The 18,241-nt window shown below is 68.0% G+C and carries 9 protein-coding genes; 7 read left to right on the forward strand and 2 right to left on the reverse strand.

Translation table 11 applies throughout. The features are described from left to right. Positions 1–226: 226 nt before the first annotated feature. Genes HCN51_RS59500 through HCN51_RS58125 form a run of 7 tightly spaced genes read left to right on the forward strand, consistent with a single transcriptional unit; the run spans position 227 to position 10,396 of the window. On the forward strand, positions 227–1,435 hold the full coding sequence (locus HCN51_RS59500) for a hypothetical protein (RefSeq protein WP_240972990.1): 1,209 nt from the start codon (positions 227–229) through the stop codon (positions 1,433–1,435). Between the two features lie 5 nt (positions 1,436–1,440). Continuing rightward, positions 1,441–3,120 (forward strand): conjugal transfer protein TrbL family protein, encoded by a 1,680-nt coding sequence (locus tag HCN51_RS19420; RefSeq protein WP_346433709.1) that lies wholly within the window; start codon positions 1,441–1,443, stop codon positions 3,118–3,120. Continuing rightward, positions 3,117–4,052, forward strand: a complete 936-nt coding sequence (locus tag HCN51_RS19425) for a PrgI family mobile element protein (protein ID WP_168010930.1) — start codon at positions 3,117–3,119, stop codon at positions 4,050–4,052. Before HCN51_RS19420 ends, HCN51_RS19425 begins: the two co-directional genes overlap by 4 nt. Continuing rightward, positions 4,052–5,800, forward strand: a complete 1,749-nt coding sequence (locus HCN51_RS19430; protein WP_168010931.1) for a VirB4 family type IV secretion system protein — start codon at positions 4,052–4,054, stop codon at positions 5,798–5,800. The genes HCN51_RS19425 and HCN51_RS19430 overlap by 1 nt, the downstream gene beginning before the upstream one ends. Further along, on the forward strand, positions 5,797–8,160 hold the full coding sequence (locus HCN51_RS62300; protein ID WP_168010932.1) for a DUF8128 domain-containing protein: 2,364 nt from the start codon (positions 5,797–5,799) through the stop codon (positions 8,158–8,160). Before HCN51_RS19430 ends, HCN51_RS62300 begins: the two co-directional genes overlap by 4 nt. Positions 8,161–8,174: 14 nt before the next feature. Next, positions 8,175–9,092 (forward strand): replication-relaxation family protein, encoded by a 918-nt coding sequence (locus tag HCN51_RS19440; protein ID WP_168010933.1) that lies wholly within the window; start codon positions 8,175–8,177, stop codon positions 9,090–9,092. Continuing rightward, on the forward strand, positions 9,089–10,396 hold the full coding sequence (locus HCN51_RS58125; protein ID WP_346433708.1) for a C40 family peptidase: 1,308 nt from the start codon (positions 9,089–9,091) through the stop codon (positions 10,394–10,396). The genes HCN51_RS19440 and HCN51_RS58125 overlap by 4 nt, the downstream gene beginning before the upstream one ends. 324 nt (positions 10,397–10,720) lie before the next feature. On the opposite strand, the gene HCN51_RS19450 is transcribed toward HCN51_RS58125, so the two are convergent. Both HCN51_RS19450 and HCN51_RS19455 read right to left on the reverse strand, forming a co-directional pair. Continuing rightward, a complete protein-coding gene (locus HCN51_RS19450; protein WP_168010934.1) occupies positions 10,721–11,281 on the reverse strand; it encodes an SUKH-4 family immunity protein in 561 nt (186 codons plus the stop codon). After that, the gene (locus tag HCN51_RS19455; protein ID WP_168010935.1) at positions 11,260–18,009 is read right to left on the reverse strand and encodes an RHS repeat-associated core domain-containing protein; all 6,750 of its coding nucleotides are present in this window, start codon (positions 18,007–18,009) and stop codon (positions 11,260–11,262) included. The genes HCN51_RS19450 and HCN51_RS19455 overlap by 22 nt, the downstream gene beginning before the upstream one ends. Positions 18,010–18,241: the final 232 nt, after the last annotated feature.

The following is an 18,241-nucleotide window of genomic DNA, read 5'->3' on the forward strand; positions in this document are numbered from 1 at the left end:
AGCATTCACGAGCATCTCGCTGACGCACACCTCTATCGGCCACAGCGTCAGGGACAGGGGCCGGCGGCTCTCGGCCGACGCCATCTGAGCGCATAAGTCGATCTTGGGCGGCCAATGGTCGCCGGCGACGAGGGGGCATGCGTCGGAAAGGGTCGCACAAGGGTGGCCAGAGGTGGCTCCTAAACCGGGTTGCGAGACCGAATCCCTCTCGCCGTGGAGCAGCCCGATGAGTACCGACCTTCCTGAGCCGAACGTCGCCAACGACTCGCCTCTCAGCGTCGCCGAGTGCGTCTTCCAATTCCTCACGAACGCGCCCGCCGGCCTCAGCCTCGACGGCAGGGTGCTCGCCGCTGAGCTCCCCCAACGTCAGCTGCCGCTGACGGAGCTACGTGACCTTCTGGCCTCCCCCACGGTGTCCATCCCTACCCGCGACGTCGTCTGGCGGGAGCTCGTGAACCGGGCTCGGTGGGAGGGCCCACAGTGGAGGATAGGCGCGGTCGGGATGGCGTTGCCGGTCTTGCGGCGCATCTGTGGACGGCTCTGCCTCTACCGGGCCGCGGCAAGTACCAGGGCCATCGAGGCGGCGGTCCTGAGCGCCTTCATCACCGCGGTCAAGGACGCCAACCTCGAGCTTCCGGACGTTCTGCCACGCATCTGCACCACCGCCATGTGCGCCGGCGAGCAGGCCCGCCGGCAAGCCGAGACCGGCATTGCCGGTGCCCGCCGGGGCCACGGCTCGGCAGAAAGCCCCGAGGCAGCGATCCATGTCTTGGCCGAGGCCGTTGGCATGGACATCGCCGGCGCCCTGGTCGAACAGGCGCGGCAGCTCGGCGACGACGCTCAGCCGCCTACGGCCATGGCAAACGATCCGCGGCAACGGTGCGACTCGATCCTGGCCGATGCCGTTCTGGCAGGTGATGTCGAGCCGACCCGAGCGCTGGCGATCAGGTCCGACCTCAGGCGCAGGGCGCACGACCACCTCATGACTTCCGCGCGGAGCCGGATCACCTCAGATCCGAAGCCCATCATCACCACACCGAAGGGAGGCTGGGGCAGCCCCACCGGCTCCGCGCGGATCCGCACTTTTCTCCCGCGATCGCGACGGCACCGTCTTTTCCGCTGCTTGGTGGTGGCGGCACTCGTGGCCGTCGTCCTTGCCGTCGCCGCGGTAGCGGCCTTCGCCGGCTCCGCCGATCCACCGAAGAACCTCAACGCGGTCTTCGACAATCTCCGGAACTGGCTGATCGGCCTGCTTGCCACACTGGCAACGCTCATGCTCACCATCGGCGGCCTGCGCTACCTGGTGGCAGGCGGCGACCCGGGCGAGGTACAGAAGGCCAAGGCGGCACTGAAGGCGGCAGCCTTCGGCTACGGCCTTGCTGTTCTGGCTCCGCTGTTCGTCACCATTCTCAAGGGCATCGTGGGCGGCGTGTGACCACGATGAAACCTCGCCTCTTCCCAGCGGTAGCGGTGCGGGGCCTGCTCGTTGCCGCTGTTGCCACCGCGGCACTCACGATGGCCACCGACACCTCATGGGCGCTCCTGGAACCGTCAGCGCCAACGGAACTGCCGTCCTCGCCGGGCCTACCCCTCAACTTCGGCGACTGGATCATCAAGCAGATCAATTCCTGGTTCGCCACTCTGGCCGCCTCGGCCATGCAACCCGTCCTGAACGCTCTGGCGGCAACGGTGCTCGCCACCCCCGACGTGGCCGGCAACGAACGGCTCCTGGACCTGTGGACGGCCACTGCCGCCATTGCCAACTCCGCTTTCCTCCTGCTGGCCACGATCAGCGCCATCACGGCGATGGGCCATCAGACGGTGCAGACCCGGTACGCGGTCAAGGAGGTGTTGCCGCGGCTGGCCATGGCCATCCTGGCGGCCAATGCCAGCTTCCTGCTCTGCGGGAAGATCGTGGAGACGGTCAACGCCCTCTCCACCGCGATTGTCGGGGATGACTTCGACAGGGAGCGGGCGGCAGCCCAACTGCGTCAGCTCATCTTCCCGCCCAGCAAATCGCAGATCTTCTACACCCTGCTCGCCCTCGTCGCGATCATCCTGATGGTTCTGCTGCTGATCAGCTTCATGATGCGGTCGGCACTGGTGCTGCTTCTGGTGGTGGCCGCGCCTCTGGCCCTGGCTCTCCACGCGCTGCCCCAGACCGATGGGCTGGCACGGTTCTGGTGGCGGGCCTTCGGAGGTCTGCTGGTCATCCAGGTCGCGCAGTCGCTCACGCTCATCCTCGCTGTACGGATCTTCTTCAACCAGGACGGAAGGTTCCTCATCGGGGCCGCTCCGTCAGGCCAGCTGGTCAACCTCATCCTGGCGCTCTGCCTCCTGATCATCCTGGTGCGCATCCCCTCCTGGATCTCACGAAGGATCTTCATCCAGGGCGGCGGCCGCGGCTCGACGCTGACCCGGATCGTGAAGTACGCCGTGATGTCCAAGCTCACCACACCCGTGCTCCGAGCCATGCACCTGCGCGGTGGAGTCGGAAGCAAGGGCCGGGGCAAGAGCGGCATCGGCAGGGCGGCAACCCGAGCGGTGACCGGCAAGGTGATCGCCACCACGGTCGGCGGCCCGGCCGGCACTGCCGCGGCGACGGCAATCACTGCCGCTTCCGCTGCCCGGGGCGGTACCGGAGCGGGCAGGCAGATTGCCGCTCCGCCGGTCGGCCAAGGCAGACCTCGGCCGGGCTCCACCGGCACGGCACCGGGCCAGCGGGCCATACCGGGACGCCCGTCGGGCCGGCAATCCGCTTCGCCGTTCAGCCAAGGTTGGCATCAGCCGGGCTCCAACAGCACGGCACCAGGGCAGCCGGCCTTGCCGGGGCCGCAGCCGCGCTGGCAATCCGCCGGTCGGCGCTGGACGCCTCCCGACCCCTACGCGCCTGCCGGCTGGGGTGCCTCCGACACACCTGGAGCCAACCGCCGTTGGTCGGCGAATCCGGCTCCGCGATGGACGGCACCGGGCGGCTCCCCTGCCACCGAGACGGGACCACGCAAACGTCCCGCCCCGCCCAGGACGACCACGCCGCCGTCTCGCAGGGTGTGGGCCCCGCCCGACAGCAGACCCCTGCCTCCGGCCAGTGAACGACGCCCCAGGGGTGAAGACGGGTGAGCTGGTCGCAGTCAGTACGCATTCCCGCGGATGTCGAGCAGCCGGACAAGATCATCGGCTCGTTGACCGCCCGCCAGGTGGCCATCCTGGCCGGCACCGGAACCGTGCTGTATGCCGCCTGTACGTTCGCCGCCGACCATGTGCCGCCCGCCGTGTGTGCCGCGGCGGCCCTGCCGATCGCCATCGGCGCGGTGCTGCTGGCCATCGGCCACCGCGACGGCATCTCCCTCGACCGCTACCTCCTGGCGGCGATCCGCTACCAGCGCTCCCCCAAGCACCTGATCTCTTCCAGCGAGGACATCCCCATGCCACCAGCCTGGATAACGGCGAATGCCCGGCGCCCGCCCGCTCCGCTCAAGCTGCCCGCCCGCGGTGTCGCCCGCGACGGCCTCATCGACCTCGGGCCGGACGGCGTCGCCGCAGTGGCCGAGATCTCCACTGTCAGCTTCGCCCTGCGTACGCCCGACGAGCAGGACGCCCTGGTGGCGGTCTTCGGCCGCTGGCTCAACTCGCTGTCCGGCCCGGCCCAGATCCTGGTCAGGGCCGAACGCGTCGACCTGTCGAACACGATCGCCACCCTTCAGGACAACGCCCGCCGGCTGCCGCACCCGGCACTCGCATCCGCCGCCCTGGAGCACGCCGCCTTCCTCGACGACGTCTCGGCCCGCCACGACCTGCTGCGCCGCCAGGTCCTGCTGATTATTCGCGAGCCGGCCGTCGCGACCAACGGCCGGGACGCCGCTGCCGCCCGAGCCCTGCGCCGCCTGGACGAGGCCTCCCGAGTGCTCGGTTCCTGCGGGCTCACCGCCCGGCTGCTGGATGCCAGGGCAGCCGGCGAGCTGCTCGCCTCCTGCTTCGACCCCTCCGCTCCGCCCCTGCCCGAGAGCGACCTCGCCCTGCCCGGCGAGGTCATCACGACCGGAGGTATCTGATGCGCATTCGCCGTACCAGCACGGCATCCTCATACGGCCCTGAAGCCGTATCGGTCGACGCCCGCAGTCTGACGATCGGTGGCAGCCTGTGCGCGACCCTGGCGATCACCGGCTACCCGCGCGAGGTCACCCCAGGCTGGCTGGAGCCCCTGCTCACCTACCCCGGCCGGCTCGACGTCTCCCTCCACGTCGAACCCGTGCCCTCACTGGTGGCCACCGACCGGCTGCGCAAGCAGCTGGCCCGGCTGGAGTCCGGCCTGCGCTCCGACCACGAGCACGGCCGCCTCCTCGACCCGGGCGCCGAGGCCGCCGCCGAAGACGCCCAGGACCTGGCCGCCCGCATCGCCCGCGGCCAGTCCAAGCTCTTCCGCGCCTCGATCTACCTCACCGTCCACGCCTCCTCCGCCACCGAGCTCGACGACGCCTGCGCGCAGGTCCGCGCGCTGGCCGCCTCTCTCCTGCTGGATGCCCGTCAGGTCACCTTCCGCCAGCTCCAGGGCTGGGTGTCCACCCTCCCGCTCGCGTACGACAACCTCGGCATGCGCCGCACGTTCGACACGCTGGCGCTGGCAGCGGCGTTCCCCTTCACCAGCCCCGACCTGACCACCGAGCTCGGGCCCACCGCCGTCCTGTACGGCGCGAACCTGGCCAGCGCCTCCCTGGTCGCCTGGGACCGCTTCGCTCAGGACAACCACAACTCCGTCACCCTGGCCCGCTCCGGCAGCGGCAAGAGCTACCTGACCAAGCTCGAAGCCCTGCGCTCGCTGTACGCGGGCATCGAGGTGGCCGTCATCGACCCCGAGGACGAGTACGCCCGCCTTGCCCACGCCGTCGGCGGCGCCTACGTTCACCTCGGCGCGCCGAAGGTCCGCCTCAACCCCCTCGACCTGCCGCCCAAGAACCAGCGCGGCGAGGACCCGCTCACCCGCCGCGCCCTGTTCCTGCACACTCTGATCGCCGTCATGCTCGGCGAGCCGCTGACCAACACCGGCAAGGCGGCCCTCGACCGCGCGATCCTCGCCACCTACCGCCAAGCCGGCATCACCACCTCCCCGCACACCTGGAGCCGTAAGGCGCCGCTGCTCAGCGACCTGGCCACGATCCTGGCCGAGGACACCGACCCCAAGGCCAAGGAACTGGCCGCCGGGCTGGCACCGTACGTCACCGGCAGCCACCGCCAGCTGTTCGACGGCCCCACCACCACCCGCCCCGACTCCCACCTGATCGTCTTCTCCCTGCGCGACCTGCCCGACGAGCTCAAGGCGGTCGGCACGCTGCTGACCCTGGACGCCATCTGGCGCCGCGTCTCCGACCCCTACGACCGCCGCCCCCGCCTGGTCGTGGTCGACGAGGCCTGGCTGCTGATGAAGATCCCCGAGGGCGCCCGGTTCCTGCTGCGGATGGCCAAGTCCGCCCGCAAGCACTGGGCCGGCCTGTCCGTGGTCACCCAGGACGCCGCCGACCTGCTCGGCTCCGATCTAGGCCAGGCCATCGTCGCCAACTCCACCACCCAGATCCTGCTCCGCCAGGCACCCCAGGCGATCGACACGGTGGCCGAGGCGTTCCGGCTCTCGGACGGCGAACGCCAGCTCCTGCTGTCCGCCGAACGCGGCACCGGCCTGCTCACCGCCGGCACGGGCGGCCAGCGCTGCCCCCTGCAAGTGATCTCCAGCGCCCGTGAGCACGAGCTCGTCACCTCCTCACCTCAGGAACTGGCCGAACTCGACCACGAGGAGGCCGACCTGTGATCTACGACCTCCTCCGAGACCCCGACGCCGTCCTGGAGCAGGTGCTCGGCTGGCTGAACGCCCACGCCTGGCAACTGCTCGCGGTCCTCTTCGGCCTCGCAGCTCTCGCCGTCCTGTCTCGCACGATCATCACACGCCTGCGCCACCGCACCCTCGCCCGCGGCGCCCGCTGCGTGGAGATCCTGGCCCCGCCCGTGGCCGGCATGCCGGGCGCCGAAGCCCTCTGGAACAACCTGATCGGGCTGCTGCGGCCGGCCTGGAAGCGGCTGCTGTTCGGGCAACCGCACCTCAGCTTCGAATACGCCTTCAGCTCCGGCGGCGTGGCCATCCGCCTGTGGGTGCCCGGCACGGTCCCGCAATACCTCGTCGAGCACGCCGTCGAGGCAGCATGGCCATCCGCCCGCACCACCATCCAGCAGGCCGAGCCGCCCGTGCCGCGCGACGGCCTATCGACCGGCGGGCGACTCGTCCTGGCCCGCGCCGAGCAGTTTCCCACCCGGCACGAGCACCCCACCGACCCCCTGCGCGCCCTGCTCGGCGCAGCGGTCGGCATGCCCGGCTGGCAGCACGCGTGCGTACAGATCCTCGCCCGCCCCGCCACCGGCCGCCGCCTCACCACCACCTCCTGCGGCGGTGCCGCCCGGCTGATCAGAGCGCTCCTCGACCTTGCCGTCCCCGGCCCCCGCCACGTCAACCGGCCCACGGGTGACCGTCTGGAGCGCCTGGAGGAGTCGGCCGAGGCACGAGCCGTCCTGCGCAAGGCCCACCATTCCCGCTACGAGATCACCATTCGCTACGCCGTCCAGGCCGACGAACCCACGCCTGCCGACCAGGCAGGGACACAGGAGATCCGGCGCAACGCCATCCGCGGCCGCGCCCACGCGATCGCCGCCGCCTTCGCCCTCTACAGCGGGCACAACCGGCTACGACGCCGACGGCTGCTCTGGCCCGCCACCCGCCTGGCCGCACGCCGGATGAGCCGCGGCTACCTGCTGTCGGTGCTGGAGCTGGCCGCCATCGCCCACCTGCCTCTGGACGCCGCCGTTCCCGGCCTGCAGCGAGCGGGAGCCAACACCGTCCCCCCGTCCCCGAAGATCGCCCACGGCGGGTACGCCAAGGTGCTCGGCTTCTCCGACGCCGGCCACGAACGCCCCACCGCCCTGCGCGTCGCCGACTCCTTCCATCACGTCCACGTGATGGGCCCCAACGGCACCGGCAAGTCCACCCTGCTGGCCCAGATGATCCTCTCCGACATCGAGGCCGGCCGCGGCACGGTGGTCATCGACGCCAAGGGCGACCTGGTGCGCGACCTGCTCGGCCTGATGCCCGAGGACCGCGCCGACCGGCTCGTGCTGATCGACCCCGACGACAGGCACCCGCGCCCGTCCCTCAACGTCCTGGGCGGCCCTGACCTGACCATGGGCGTGGACAACCTGGTCGGCATCTTCCACCAGATCTACAGCGACTACTGGGGGCCTCGCACCGACGACATCCTGCGCGGCTGCGCCCTCACCCTGGCCCGCGGCAACGGCACCCTCGCCGACATCCCCACCCTGCTCTCCGACACCGCCTTCCGCCAGCGCCACATCGCCACCGTCGACGACCCGCTCCTGCGCGGCTTCTGGACCTGGTACTGCGCCCTGTCGGAGTCCGCCCAGGCGCACGTCACCGCCCCCATCATGAACAAGCTGCGCGCCTTCCTGCTGCGCCCCTTCGTCCGCGACGTGATCGGCTCCGCCACCTCGACCTTCGACCTGAACAAGGTCCTCGACGGTGGCGTCCTGCTCGTCCGCCTCCCCAAGGGTGTGCTCGGCGACGACTCCGCCCGGCTGCTCGGCTCCATGATCCTCGCCCAGGTCTGGCAGGCCGCCTCCCGCCGCGCCAAGATCGGCCGCTCCCGTAACGCCGCCGCGGTGTACGTGGACGAGTGCCAGAACTTCCTCACCCTCCCGCACGCGCTGTCGGACATGCTCGCCGAGGCCCGCGCCTACCGCATCTCCCTCACCCTCGCCCACCAGCACCTGGCCCAGCTCCCCCGCCAGCTGCGCCAGGCCATCTCCTCCGACGCCCGCAACAAGATCTACTTTTCACTCGGGCCGGACGACGCCCGCGAGGCCGAACACCACTTCACCCCGTTCCTGACCGCGCACGACCTCGCCAACCTCGACGCCTACCAGGCCGCCGCCCGCCTTGTCGTCCGCTCCGCCGAGGCCCCGCCGTTCACGCTGCGCACCCGGCCGCTCCCCGACCCCTCCCCCGAGACCGCCGAACGCCTGCGAGCCGCCGCCGCACAGGCACACGGCCGTACGACCACGAGCCCAACCACGCCCAAGCCGGACGCCCGGCACACCTTCCAGTAAGGAGATCGACCACTGTGTCCATCCGCTACACGCCCACCATGCTCACCCAGCTCGCCGCCCGCCTCACCGACCGCGACCGCAAACTCATCCGCCTGACCCGCGACTTCCGCGTCCTCACCTCGCCGCAGGTCAGCGAGCTGTTCTTCGACACCGACGACGCCGCCCGCCGCCGGCTCCTGGCCCTGACCCGCATGGGCCTGCTGGAGCGCTTCCGCCCCAACCTCCCACCCTCCATGGGCACCGCCCCGTACCACTACGTCATCGGCGAGACCGCCGCCGCGGTGCTCGCCTCCGAAGACGGCATCGAGCTCAGCGAGTACGGCTACCGCCGCGACCGCATCCTGTCCATCGTCTACAGCCAGCGCCTGGCCCACACCGTCGGCACCAACGGCATCGCCACCAGCCTGCACGCCTACTCCCGCCGCCACCCGCTCACCGAGCTCACCACCTGGTGGCCTGAACACCGCTGCGCCAAGGAATGGGCCCCCATGGCCCGCCCCGACGCCTACGCCCGCTGGACCGAAGGCTCCCACAACATCGAGTTCTTCCTCGAGTACGACACCGGCACCGAGCCCCTCGACCGGGTCGCCCACAAGCTCGACGGCTACGCCCGCCTCACCGAAGCCAGCCGCATCGTCACCCCCGTGCTCTTCTGGGTCCAGGGCGAACGCCGCGAAGCCAACCTCCGCAAAAAAATCAAGCACCACCCCGCCAACATGTTCGTCCCCGTCGCCACCGGCCACGCCGGCACCGTCAACGGCACCGTGGACGACGGCCCGGCCGGCGCCCGCTGGCTCCCCACCGACCTAGACCACCCCCGCTGCCGGCTCGCCGAGCTCACCAAGCACTGGCCCGGCCTCGGACCCCAGATCGCCCCCACCCCTGCCTCAGCCGAGGACCAGGAGGCCGACGCGCAGGAGGACTGCCAGTGATCCTCGAAGCCGGGCTCGTCAAAGCCCTCGCCGCCGGCGGCGGCCTGGTTTCCAGCGTGGCCCTCGTCGCCGGGATGGCCGGCGGAGGCCAATACGCCGCCACCGCAGCCAATCCTGACCGGCTCGCCTCCGCCGTCTGCGCGTACGTCGGCAAGGACCCCAAGTCGCCACTGCCGCACAAGCACGTCGACTCGGTTCCGCTGACCTCGAAGCAAGCGGCCAACGCGCGCATCATCATCGACACCGCCAACGCTCTGGGCCTGCCGCGCCGGGCCGCTGTCATCGCCCTCGCCACCGCCCTGCAAGAGTCCTCACTCCGCAACGACACCGTCGGCGACCGCGGACGGGCGTTCGGCCTCTTCCAGCAGCACCCCGAATACGGCTGGGGCACGCGGACCCAGGTCACCAACCAGCACTACGCCACCCAGACCTTCTTCTCCCGCCTGAAGAAGATCAGAGAATGGGAGACCAAGCCCCTGACAGCCGTCGCCCAAGCCGTCCAGCGATCGGCCCATCCCAACGCCTACGCCAAACACGAGACTCGCGCCCAAGCCCTCATCTCCACCTTGACGAGGCGTTCCCGACAACCAAGACCACCTCGCACCTCGGACAGCAGCCTGAAGCTCTCCGAGAAAGACGAACAGGCCGTTCGTGCCAGCCTCGAACTGGCCACAGCCCTCGGCGTCCCCCGAGAAACCTTCGTGGCCGACGTGCAGGAGGCACTCAACGCCGGCAAGCTGACCAGCGCACATAAAGGCACGCGGGCAATGGATCCACGCCGACTGGCCGAAAGGATCGTGACCAGCGTCGCCCGACGAACCTGCGACGACCTGTCTCGGAAGATCAACGAGGCGCTCGATCCGGAAACACTCGCCACGCTACGGACGTCCGGCCGTGGCGGTGTCGCACTGGCCGCCGCCCTCAAGATGCTGGGCGTGCCCTACTCCTGGGGCGGAGGCGGCCCTGACGGGCCAAGCTACGGCATCGGCCGCGGTGCCAGCACGAAGGGCTTCGACTGCTCGGGCCTGGCCGAGTACGCCTGGGCGAAAGCCGGTGTGAAGATCGGGGGACACACCTCCACACAATGGCATGCGGGCGTTCACGTCCCACGAGCTCAGCTCAAGCCAGGCGATCTGCTCTTCTTCGCCAAGGATCCCAGGAACCCGGCAACCATCCATCATGTCGTCATCAACATCGACGGTAAGCGATACCTGCATGCACCAGCCACTGGAAGTAACGTCCAGATCGACCAATGGACGACCAGACGACAGGCTGAATATGCCGGAGCAGTACGCCCAGGCTGATTTCGACAGAAGGTGAACGTGGCGATTCCTGTCGCCGGCTGATCGAGATGAGGAGCAGAGGAGTCAGGCGCCTGGCGCTGACCCCTCTGCTCCTCATGTGGTCCCCGGCTGCCGAACCGGTTTCACTTTGTTCGCGGCGAAGCTCGATAAGAGTACCGATGTGGAGCCATTCGCTGCGCAGACCGGCCCTCATCATCAGACTCGAGCCGATCTGGTGCATCACCCACCGCTATCCAATTCGCGCTCGTCGCGGCCAGCTTCGTGAATGCCGGATTTCGAGTAGCTACGTATGGCCTTCTTGACAAAAAGTAGTTGGCGGCGACGTCAGCCCTTGGCATGCGTTCCTATCATCTCCGTCGCGTAATCACCCATCATCATGTCCGCCACGACGGTGTCCCAGAACCTACCGTCTTCCAGGGCCACAGGATCGATGCGTCGGAGTCGCTCAGCAATCTCTTCGGATACGGCTTCGCATACCTCTATGTCGCAGTCCAGACTGTAGAAAGGATACCTGTCGTTCACAGCCTCGACCGACCTGGCGAACTGGTCCAGGCTACTGTTGACGAGTTCCTCTTCATATTCTCCCGAATCGACCTCGACGATCTGAATGACTTCGCCGTTACTTCGTGCAACGCATAGGGTAGACGAGGGTCCCGCCTTGCCGAAGCAGATGAGCTCGCCGCGCGTTGGACTTTGTGCTACACGAAGAGTATCCGCTGCCACGTAGGAGAGACCTACGAGCAGTGGCGGCACTCCTTCCTGTACCAGGTATGCAGCCGCCGAGGCACCGATGTCATCATCGTCCAAGTAGACGATTCGTCGATCCTGAAAGGGGCCACTAGAAGTGCCGCCCGACTCTGTCATTAGCGTTTCACTCTCTTCCACGGGCTATACCGGAAGAGCTCGTCGACCGCCGTATAAAGGTCTCGGTTGGTCTGTGCTCTACTATTGTTGTCCCAGGGGAAGGACCAGTATACATCTAGATCCTTGACTTTGGCCTGACATCTGGCCCGACACGGTTCACGCTCTGTGTACAACTTAACGATCTTTTTGCCCTTCTTGGCAGCCTGTTCGAGCAGATCCTCCTCCGCATGCTTACCGCCGCCAGAACGGCCGGTGATGATTTCGCCATCATCAAGTTCCGCCGCCCCGTAATTGCCCTTCTTCCCCAGGGATGGCCCATCATTGAGCCGCCTACCCTGGGCGGCCTTGCTCAGCGGCTCGCTGCCATACGGTACCCGCGTGCTGCACGGGCCAGCGTTATGGACGAGTACGGTTTCGGCACCCGCCACCACGAAGTAGGTGTGCAGGTTCTCTACAGTCAGGTTGTGCACCCGCTGGGTGGCGGACCACTTCTTGACGGCCGTCACCTGAATGTGCGTCCCAGCGGAGGTACGCAGCCACATGCCAGGGCGGAGCTCACCGGCGGAAACCCATTCCCGCAGGTCGGGCACCCAGAATGGGTGGGTATTAGTGGCGGTCACCGTACCAGCGCGCTGGTCACCCTTGTCTGCCTGCTTGCCGTGATCGTCGCTCGCCGCGACGGTCAGCTCAACAAGATTCTTGCCGCCTTCTCCAAGGGTGAGTGCCGTGACAGCCTTCACCGACGTTGTCCCAGTTTCGGGATCCGATGCCATGACGGCATCGCCGATCTCAACGTCCTCGATCGCCTTGGAGGAACCGTCCTCCATCAGAACCTCTGTACCTGGCACGAAGCTACTACAGCCCGTCGGCGCCGCAGGCCGTCCCGACCGGGGGCGCGCCTTGCCATACCCGTATCTTGCGTTGAGGGAAAGCAGCGCCGGCCCTGCGTCTGTTATGCCTGAATTCGCGATCAGCCAGCGGAAGGCATCTACATCTTCCTTCTTGACGTACGCTTCACGGTCGTGATAGCGAGACCTCTGAGCTTCGCGCTTCTTCCATGCTTTTATTTCCTTTTTCTGCTTCACGTATTGCTGCTGGCGCTTTTTGTAAACCTTTCGCTCATAGGCGGTCTTTCTCGCGCCGTTTGGATTGTGAGTTTCCTCGAAGTTGGCATTGGCTCTGCGGCTCGCATCAGGGTCGGTGCCACCGCCAGCATCGACGCGACGGCCGTCGGGATCGGATTGGTCGATGGGATTATTGCCAGCGTAGGAGTAGGCGTTGGCCCATTCGGGTGTGCGCAGGTCGAGTTCGGGGTCGGTGGAGATGAACCGGGCGATGGCCGGGTCGTAGTAACGAGCGCCGAGGTATGTCAGGCCCGTGGCAGCATCTTCCGTCTTGCCGAGAAAGCCTCGGTCGGTGAAGGGCAGGTCATCGGCGCCGCGGCGCTGGCCGAAGGGCAGATAACGTTCGCGGCTGACGGCTCCAGTGGTGCCGTTGACGGCGAGTTGGGTACTGCCATGCGTGCCAGTGAGCAGCCAGGTGACGCCAGTGGTGTCACGCATTGCCACTAGCTCGCCATCAGCGCTGCTGTAGTAGCGCCTGCCAGCCACTGCACCATCCGCCAAGCGCAGCTCCATGACGCCGAGGTAGAGGGTGGTGCTGCCGTCGGGGTCGCGCCGGATCAGGCGTTCACCGTCGGCGCCGTACACCATTGTTGTCTGCTGGCCATCGATGGTGGCCTGGGCGAGTCGGTCGAGCTGGTCCCACTCGAAGGTGGCCTGTTTGCCGCCAACGGTACGGGCGGTGAGCTGGCCCTTGTTGTCGTAGGCGTAGGTGTCGGTGCTATTTGGGCGTGTGATGGAGGTGACCGCGTTGGGGCGGACGGCGCTGGCGCCAGGGGCGGGGTAGGTGTATGTGGCAGTCTGGCCGTTGTCGGTAAGGGTGGTGAGGTTGCCGACCTTGTCGTAGGTGTAGGCCTGGCTGTAGGGATCGATGCCCTTGGCATCGCCGGTGCCGGCGCAGGAGCTTGCGGTGGTGGTGTAGGCGGTCTTGAGCCGGAGCAAGCCATCGTAGGTGAAGCATTCGGACTGGCCGTCGCTCTGGCCGGGGATGGCGGAGGCGGCGTCCAGGACACGGGTGAGGTTGCCGGCGATGTTGTAGCTGTAGCGGTCGTCCTGGATGGTGTCGGGAGTGGAGGTGTCCGCCCTGGATTGGGTACTCACGCGGGCAAGCCAGTCGGTGGTGGCGTCGCGTTCGAGGACGCGCTTGATCTGGCCGTTGCCACCGAGCAGCCGGGTCTGGAGCTTACCGGTGGCAGTGAAGGTGGTGTCCTTCACATAGGTGAAGCCGCCCAGGTCGGACGTAGTGGCCTTGGTGAAACCGAGGTCGGTGTAGCTGTGCGTGACCTTCTCTGCGGGCAACCCGCCGGCGGCGGGCAGGGTCTGCTCGCGCAGATTGCCGGCCGCGTCGTAGGAGGAAATAAAGACGTAGTCGCGGCCGAGATCACCTTCGGCTGCAGGGATGGTGATCTTGCTGGTGGTGGGCCGGTAATCGCTGTCGTAGGCGGTCACCGCTTGCGTGTAAGGCTGACCACCGGTGTAGCTGGTGGAAGCGCTCAGCTGGCCCTTGACGATCGTGCCGTCGGCCAGGGTGTCGTAGGCCCATCCGGCGAGCTTGGTGCCGGTGTTCGGCTCACCGGCCCACTGACTGATGCGACGGCCCAGGTCGTCGTAAACGGTGGAGACCTTCTGGCCCTTGCCGTCGATGCTCCAGATCCGCCGCCCGGCGGCGTCATAGCCGTGAGTGGAGTTGCCGGCGTCCGGGTCAGCGGCGGCCGTCTGCTGGTTGAGCCAGTCATATTCGTAGGTACGGACGTTGCCGTTGGCGTCCGTCATCCTGGTCAAGTTGTCATTGAGGTCGAAGCCGTAGGTGGTGTCGGCGTGATTGGTCGAATCTGACCATTCCTCGACCTTGACGACGCGGCCGAAGGCGTCGGTGACGGTGGCGGTCTTGCCGCCAACGGGCGGGGTGACCTCGGTGCGCTCAGCCCCGGGATAGGTGGTACTGGTGCGGCGCAGCTCGGAGCTCTGGTGATAGGCGATGGACGCCACTTCGCGTTCCAAGCCGTCATAAACGGTCTTGGTCCATTGCGGCAGGCTGTTCAGTGCGGGGTTATGCAGGCCGCTGCCTGGCTCGTCGGTGTTGTAGACCGGCTCTGAGACCGTCTCTGTGAGGCCGCGGGCGTTGTAGGTGGTAGCAATGACGATCCGGCCGCCGATCGGGGAGGCGGTCTGACTTTCGCGGGTACGGCCGAGTCCGTCCTCGTAGTTGTGGCTGGTGGTCCACTTGGCGGTGGTGCCGCTGCCGGTCAGCAACTGCTTGGTGGTGGTCTTGATGGGTGCGGTGGGCTGCCCCAGCCAGCCGTCCCAGTTAATGTTGTAGGCAACTGTCGCGCTGGGCGTGCCACCGCTGCGGGGTTGGCCTGGCTTCCACAATGCTGTGGCGCGACGAAGACCGTCGTAGTCCATTTCGGTGGTCTTGCCGTTCGCGTCGGTCTCCGAGATCGTCTCGCCCAAGGTGTGCGAGAGCCGGGTGGTGACGGTGTGGCCGAGCGGATTGGTGACGGTGATGCCGTCCTTCGGCCAGCCAACTGCCGGGGTGTAGGCGGTCGCACTGGTCTTGCCGAGCGGGTCAGTCGCAGTCAGTGTGCGCCCGTAGTCGTCGAAGGTGGCCTTGGTGGTGGAGATGGTCGTCGCGTTGGCGTAGGAGCGGACCTCGGTGGGGTTGCCGTCGCTTGGCTTGTTCGTGGCGGGGTCGGTGCCCTGGTCGTACAGGGTGACGGTCTTGCCGGCCAGCGTTCCGGCGGAGCAGTCGTCGCCGGAGCGCTTCTCCACCACGGACGGGAAGTCGATCAGCCACTGGCCGGAGTCGGTGTTGCGCGCGTAGGTGATCTTGGTGCAGGAGTTGTCGGTGGCGACGCCGTCCTGCCCGTAGTCGTTGATCGTCTCCGGTAAGCCGTCGGCGTTGGTAACGGTTTTTTCGTCGGTGTAACGCCAGGTACCGCCGGTGACCTTCTCCCGGGAGCGTTCACGGGTCTGCACCACGTACGCCGAGTTCTGCCCGGCCCAGCCGGTGCCGGTGGGCTTGAGGGTGTACTCCCAGCGGGTGGAGTCGATCTCGGTGTAGGCGCGCGGGCTGAGCGTGGTCATCTGCCAGGTCTGCTCCTGCAGCACCTGGCCCTGCAGCAGCGGCGCGTCGGTGACGGCGGTGCCGTCGAAGTCGGTGACGGTCCCGCCGGTGCCGCGCAGGAAGGTGCGGGTGGTGACGCTGTAGCCGGCCGGGTCGCTGCCCGAGCCCTTGACGGTGCGGACCTGGCCGTAGCCGCGCCAGTCCGAGCCGGGCGGGGCCAGGTTCGGCTCGGCGATCTGCAGCGGGTTGGTCCAGCGCGGGCTGCCCAGGAACTCGTACGCGTACGTCACGTCGGGCGAGCCGGCGACCATGTCCCGCTCGACCACCTTGGTGGCCAGTTGCTTGTAGAAGCGGGCCCACGCCTCGTAGTCGCTTTCGGGTTCGCTGCCCATGTCGACCTGGTAGCAGTCGCCGACCTGGTCGTTGTGGTAGTTGGAGCCGTCGCGGCCCTTGGCGCCGCCGCACGGGTCGGCCTGGCCGTAGGTGACCTCGATCCGGCCGCCCATGCCGTTCTTGATGGCCGCGATGCGCGGCACCATCCGCCAGGACAGCTGGTCCTGCCAGTCGGAGTTGCTGATGTAGTCCATCCGGCCGGCCAGCATCACCGCGTCGAAGTCCAGCGGCGGCAGCGTCACGTTCGGCGAGGCCGCCTGCCCGGTCTGCTGCACGGTGTCCAGCCACATCGCCGCGTCCCACGGCAGTCCCTGGTCGGTGCGCTGGTAGATCCAGGTGTGGGTGAAGTCGAGCCGGTCCACCGGGTCCCACGCCCCGGAGGTGGGGTTGCGCGACTCGGTCTGCACCGAGGCGAGCCTGCGGGTGGCGAAGAAGGAGATCGCGTCGTTGGCGCAGCCCGCCGCCTGCGCGCACTGCAGGTCGGTCGGCACATCGTCGCCGGTGCGCGCGCCGGTGGTGAACGTCATCCGCGCGGTCGGCGTGCTGCCGGTCACCTGGGTGTTGTGGCCCCAGGTGACCGAGGACAGGAACCCGCCCCGGTCGTACGGCAGCACCTCGTAGATCTCATCGGTGCAGGAAGGCAGGCAGAAGTGGTTGACGTCCCTGGAATAGGAGTAGTCGATCACGTTCTCGTTGCGGTCGACTTCCTGGTCCAGGTTCCACCGCCACACCGCGGTGCAGGTGGGCGGGATGAAGTTGTTCAGGTACCGGTCGTAGCACGGCTCGCCCTGCTCGTCGCCGACGTAGGGCACCTGCCACTGGGCGTCCTTGGTGGAGCCGAATCGCCAGACCTGACCCTCCCGGTCGGTGACCTTCCAGTACGCGTTGCCGTCCGCGCCCCCGGCGACCTGCTCGATCTTCCAGCCGAAGTCCGGGACGGTCTTCCACGCCCCCGCCGTGGTCCTGACGATCTGCGCCGATCGGCCGCCCGCGCTCAGCACCAGCTCCGACTGCGTCCGGTCGACGCCGGCCACGTTTTCGTCCGGCGCCTCCCAGCACAAGGCGCCGCCGTTCTGGGCCTCCTCGGCGATCCAGATCAGCTCGGAGGTCCAGGGGTCGTACTGGGTGGTCACCTCGCAGCGGCGGAAGCGCCGCTCGATGAAGCCCACGCTCAGGTCCCAGCCCTCGCCGACCACGCTGGACTGGTTGTTGGTCCAGTCTCCCTCCCCGTCCACCGAGGAGGCGTCGTACTGCAGTGACAGATCCGGCCCGTTCCCGGCCACCGACGGCGGCTCCGGCAACGGCACGTCATAGTCGAACGAGCCGCCCGATGTGCCGGCCTGCCAGGTGCCCGACGGCTTCAGATCGGTGGCGCCCCAGTTGCCGTCCGGCCCGGTCAGGTCGGCGGCCAGCAGGTACACCGAGCCCGCCGCCAGCTGCGCCGCCAGCCTGGTCTGCGCCGCCTTGGCCACATCCGCCTTGCGGTCCTTGCCCGGCGCCGGCGGCTTGACCTCCGCCTCCTTCGCGCCGGCCGGGACCGCCTCGACCTCCGCGGTCAGCGTGCCCGCCTTGAGGTTGTTGGACGACGGCACCACGGTGGGCCGCGTCACACACGTCTTCGGGCGAGGCACCTGTACGGCACAGGCCGGCAGCCGCACCACCTGCAACCGGGAGGCGAACTGGCCGCCGTGGGCGTCCCGGAAGTCGGCGTAGGAGAACGTCGCCCGTACCTTGCCCGGACTCGCGCCGCCATCGGCCCGCACCATGCGAGCGGCGATCCCCACCCCGCCCAGCTTGGCGGCGGTCTCGGGTGCCAGCGTCTCCACCGACACCTTGTCCGGCCCGGCGCCCTGAGCCTGGGCCACCTGCACCGGTAGTGTCCCGGCCGCGGCCAGCTTGCCCGGCTCCGGCACGCTGACCTCGGCCTTGCCGGGCTGAGGCCATACCGGCTTCTTCCGTGTCACCTTGGGCGCGGACTCCTCCGCGCCCTTGGCGGTCTTCTTGTCGGGCACCGGCCGGGCGTCGACTGACTGCTCCGGTTCCGGCGGGGCCGCTGCCGCGGCCGGTTGTAAGAGTTGATCAGGTACACCCACGCTGGAGATCAGCACCAGCGATGCGAGGCTGACCACCAAGGCCGTCAGCCACATGTGTAAACGGCGACCACGCATCCCGAACTCCTTCACGGCACGCTGACGCAGACCCCGGGCAAGAGGGCCGTAAAGCGCCTAAAGCAGACATAAGGAGGATCAAGAGGAATGTGATTGACGTGCGGCGATCGGTCAACGAAGGGGAGCGTCACTTTCCCGACACGGATGGTCAGAATCGAGTTGGCATGTAGATCATGTCTGCTGGTCAATCGATCAGTCAGAAGTGCCCTCGTGTTGCACATATAGAATGATG

This window comes from Nonomuraea composti (assembly GCF_012034275.1).
Taxonomy (GTDB): Bacteria; Actinomycetota; Actinomycetes; order Streptosporangiales; family Streptosporangiaceae; genus Nonomuraea; species Nonomuraea composti.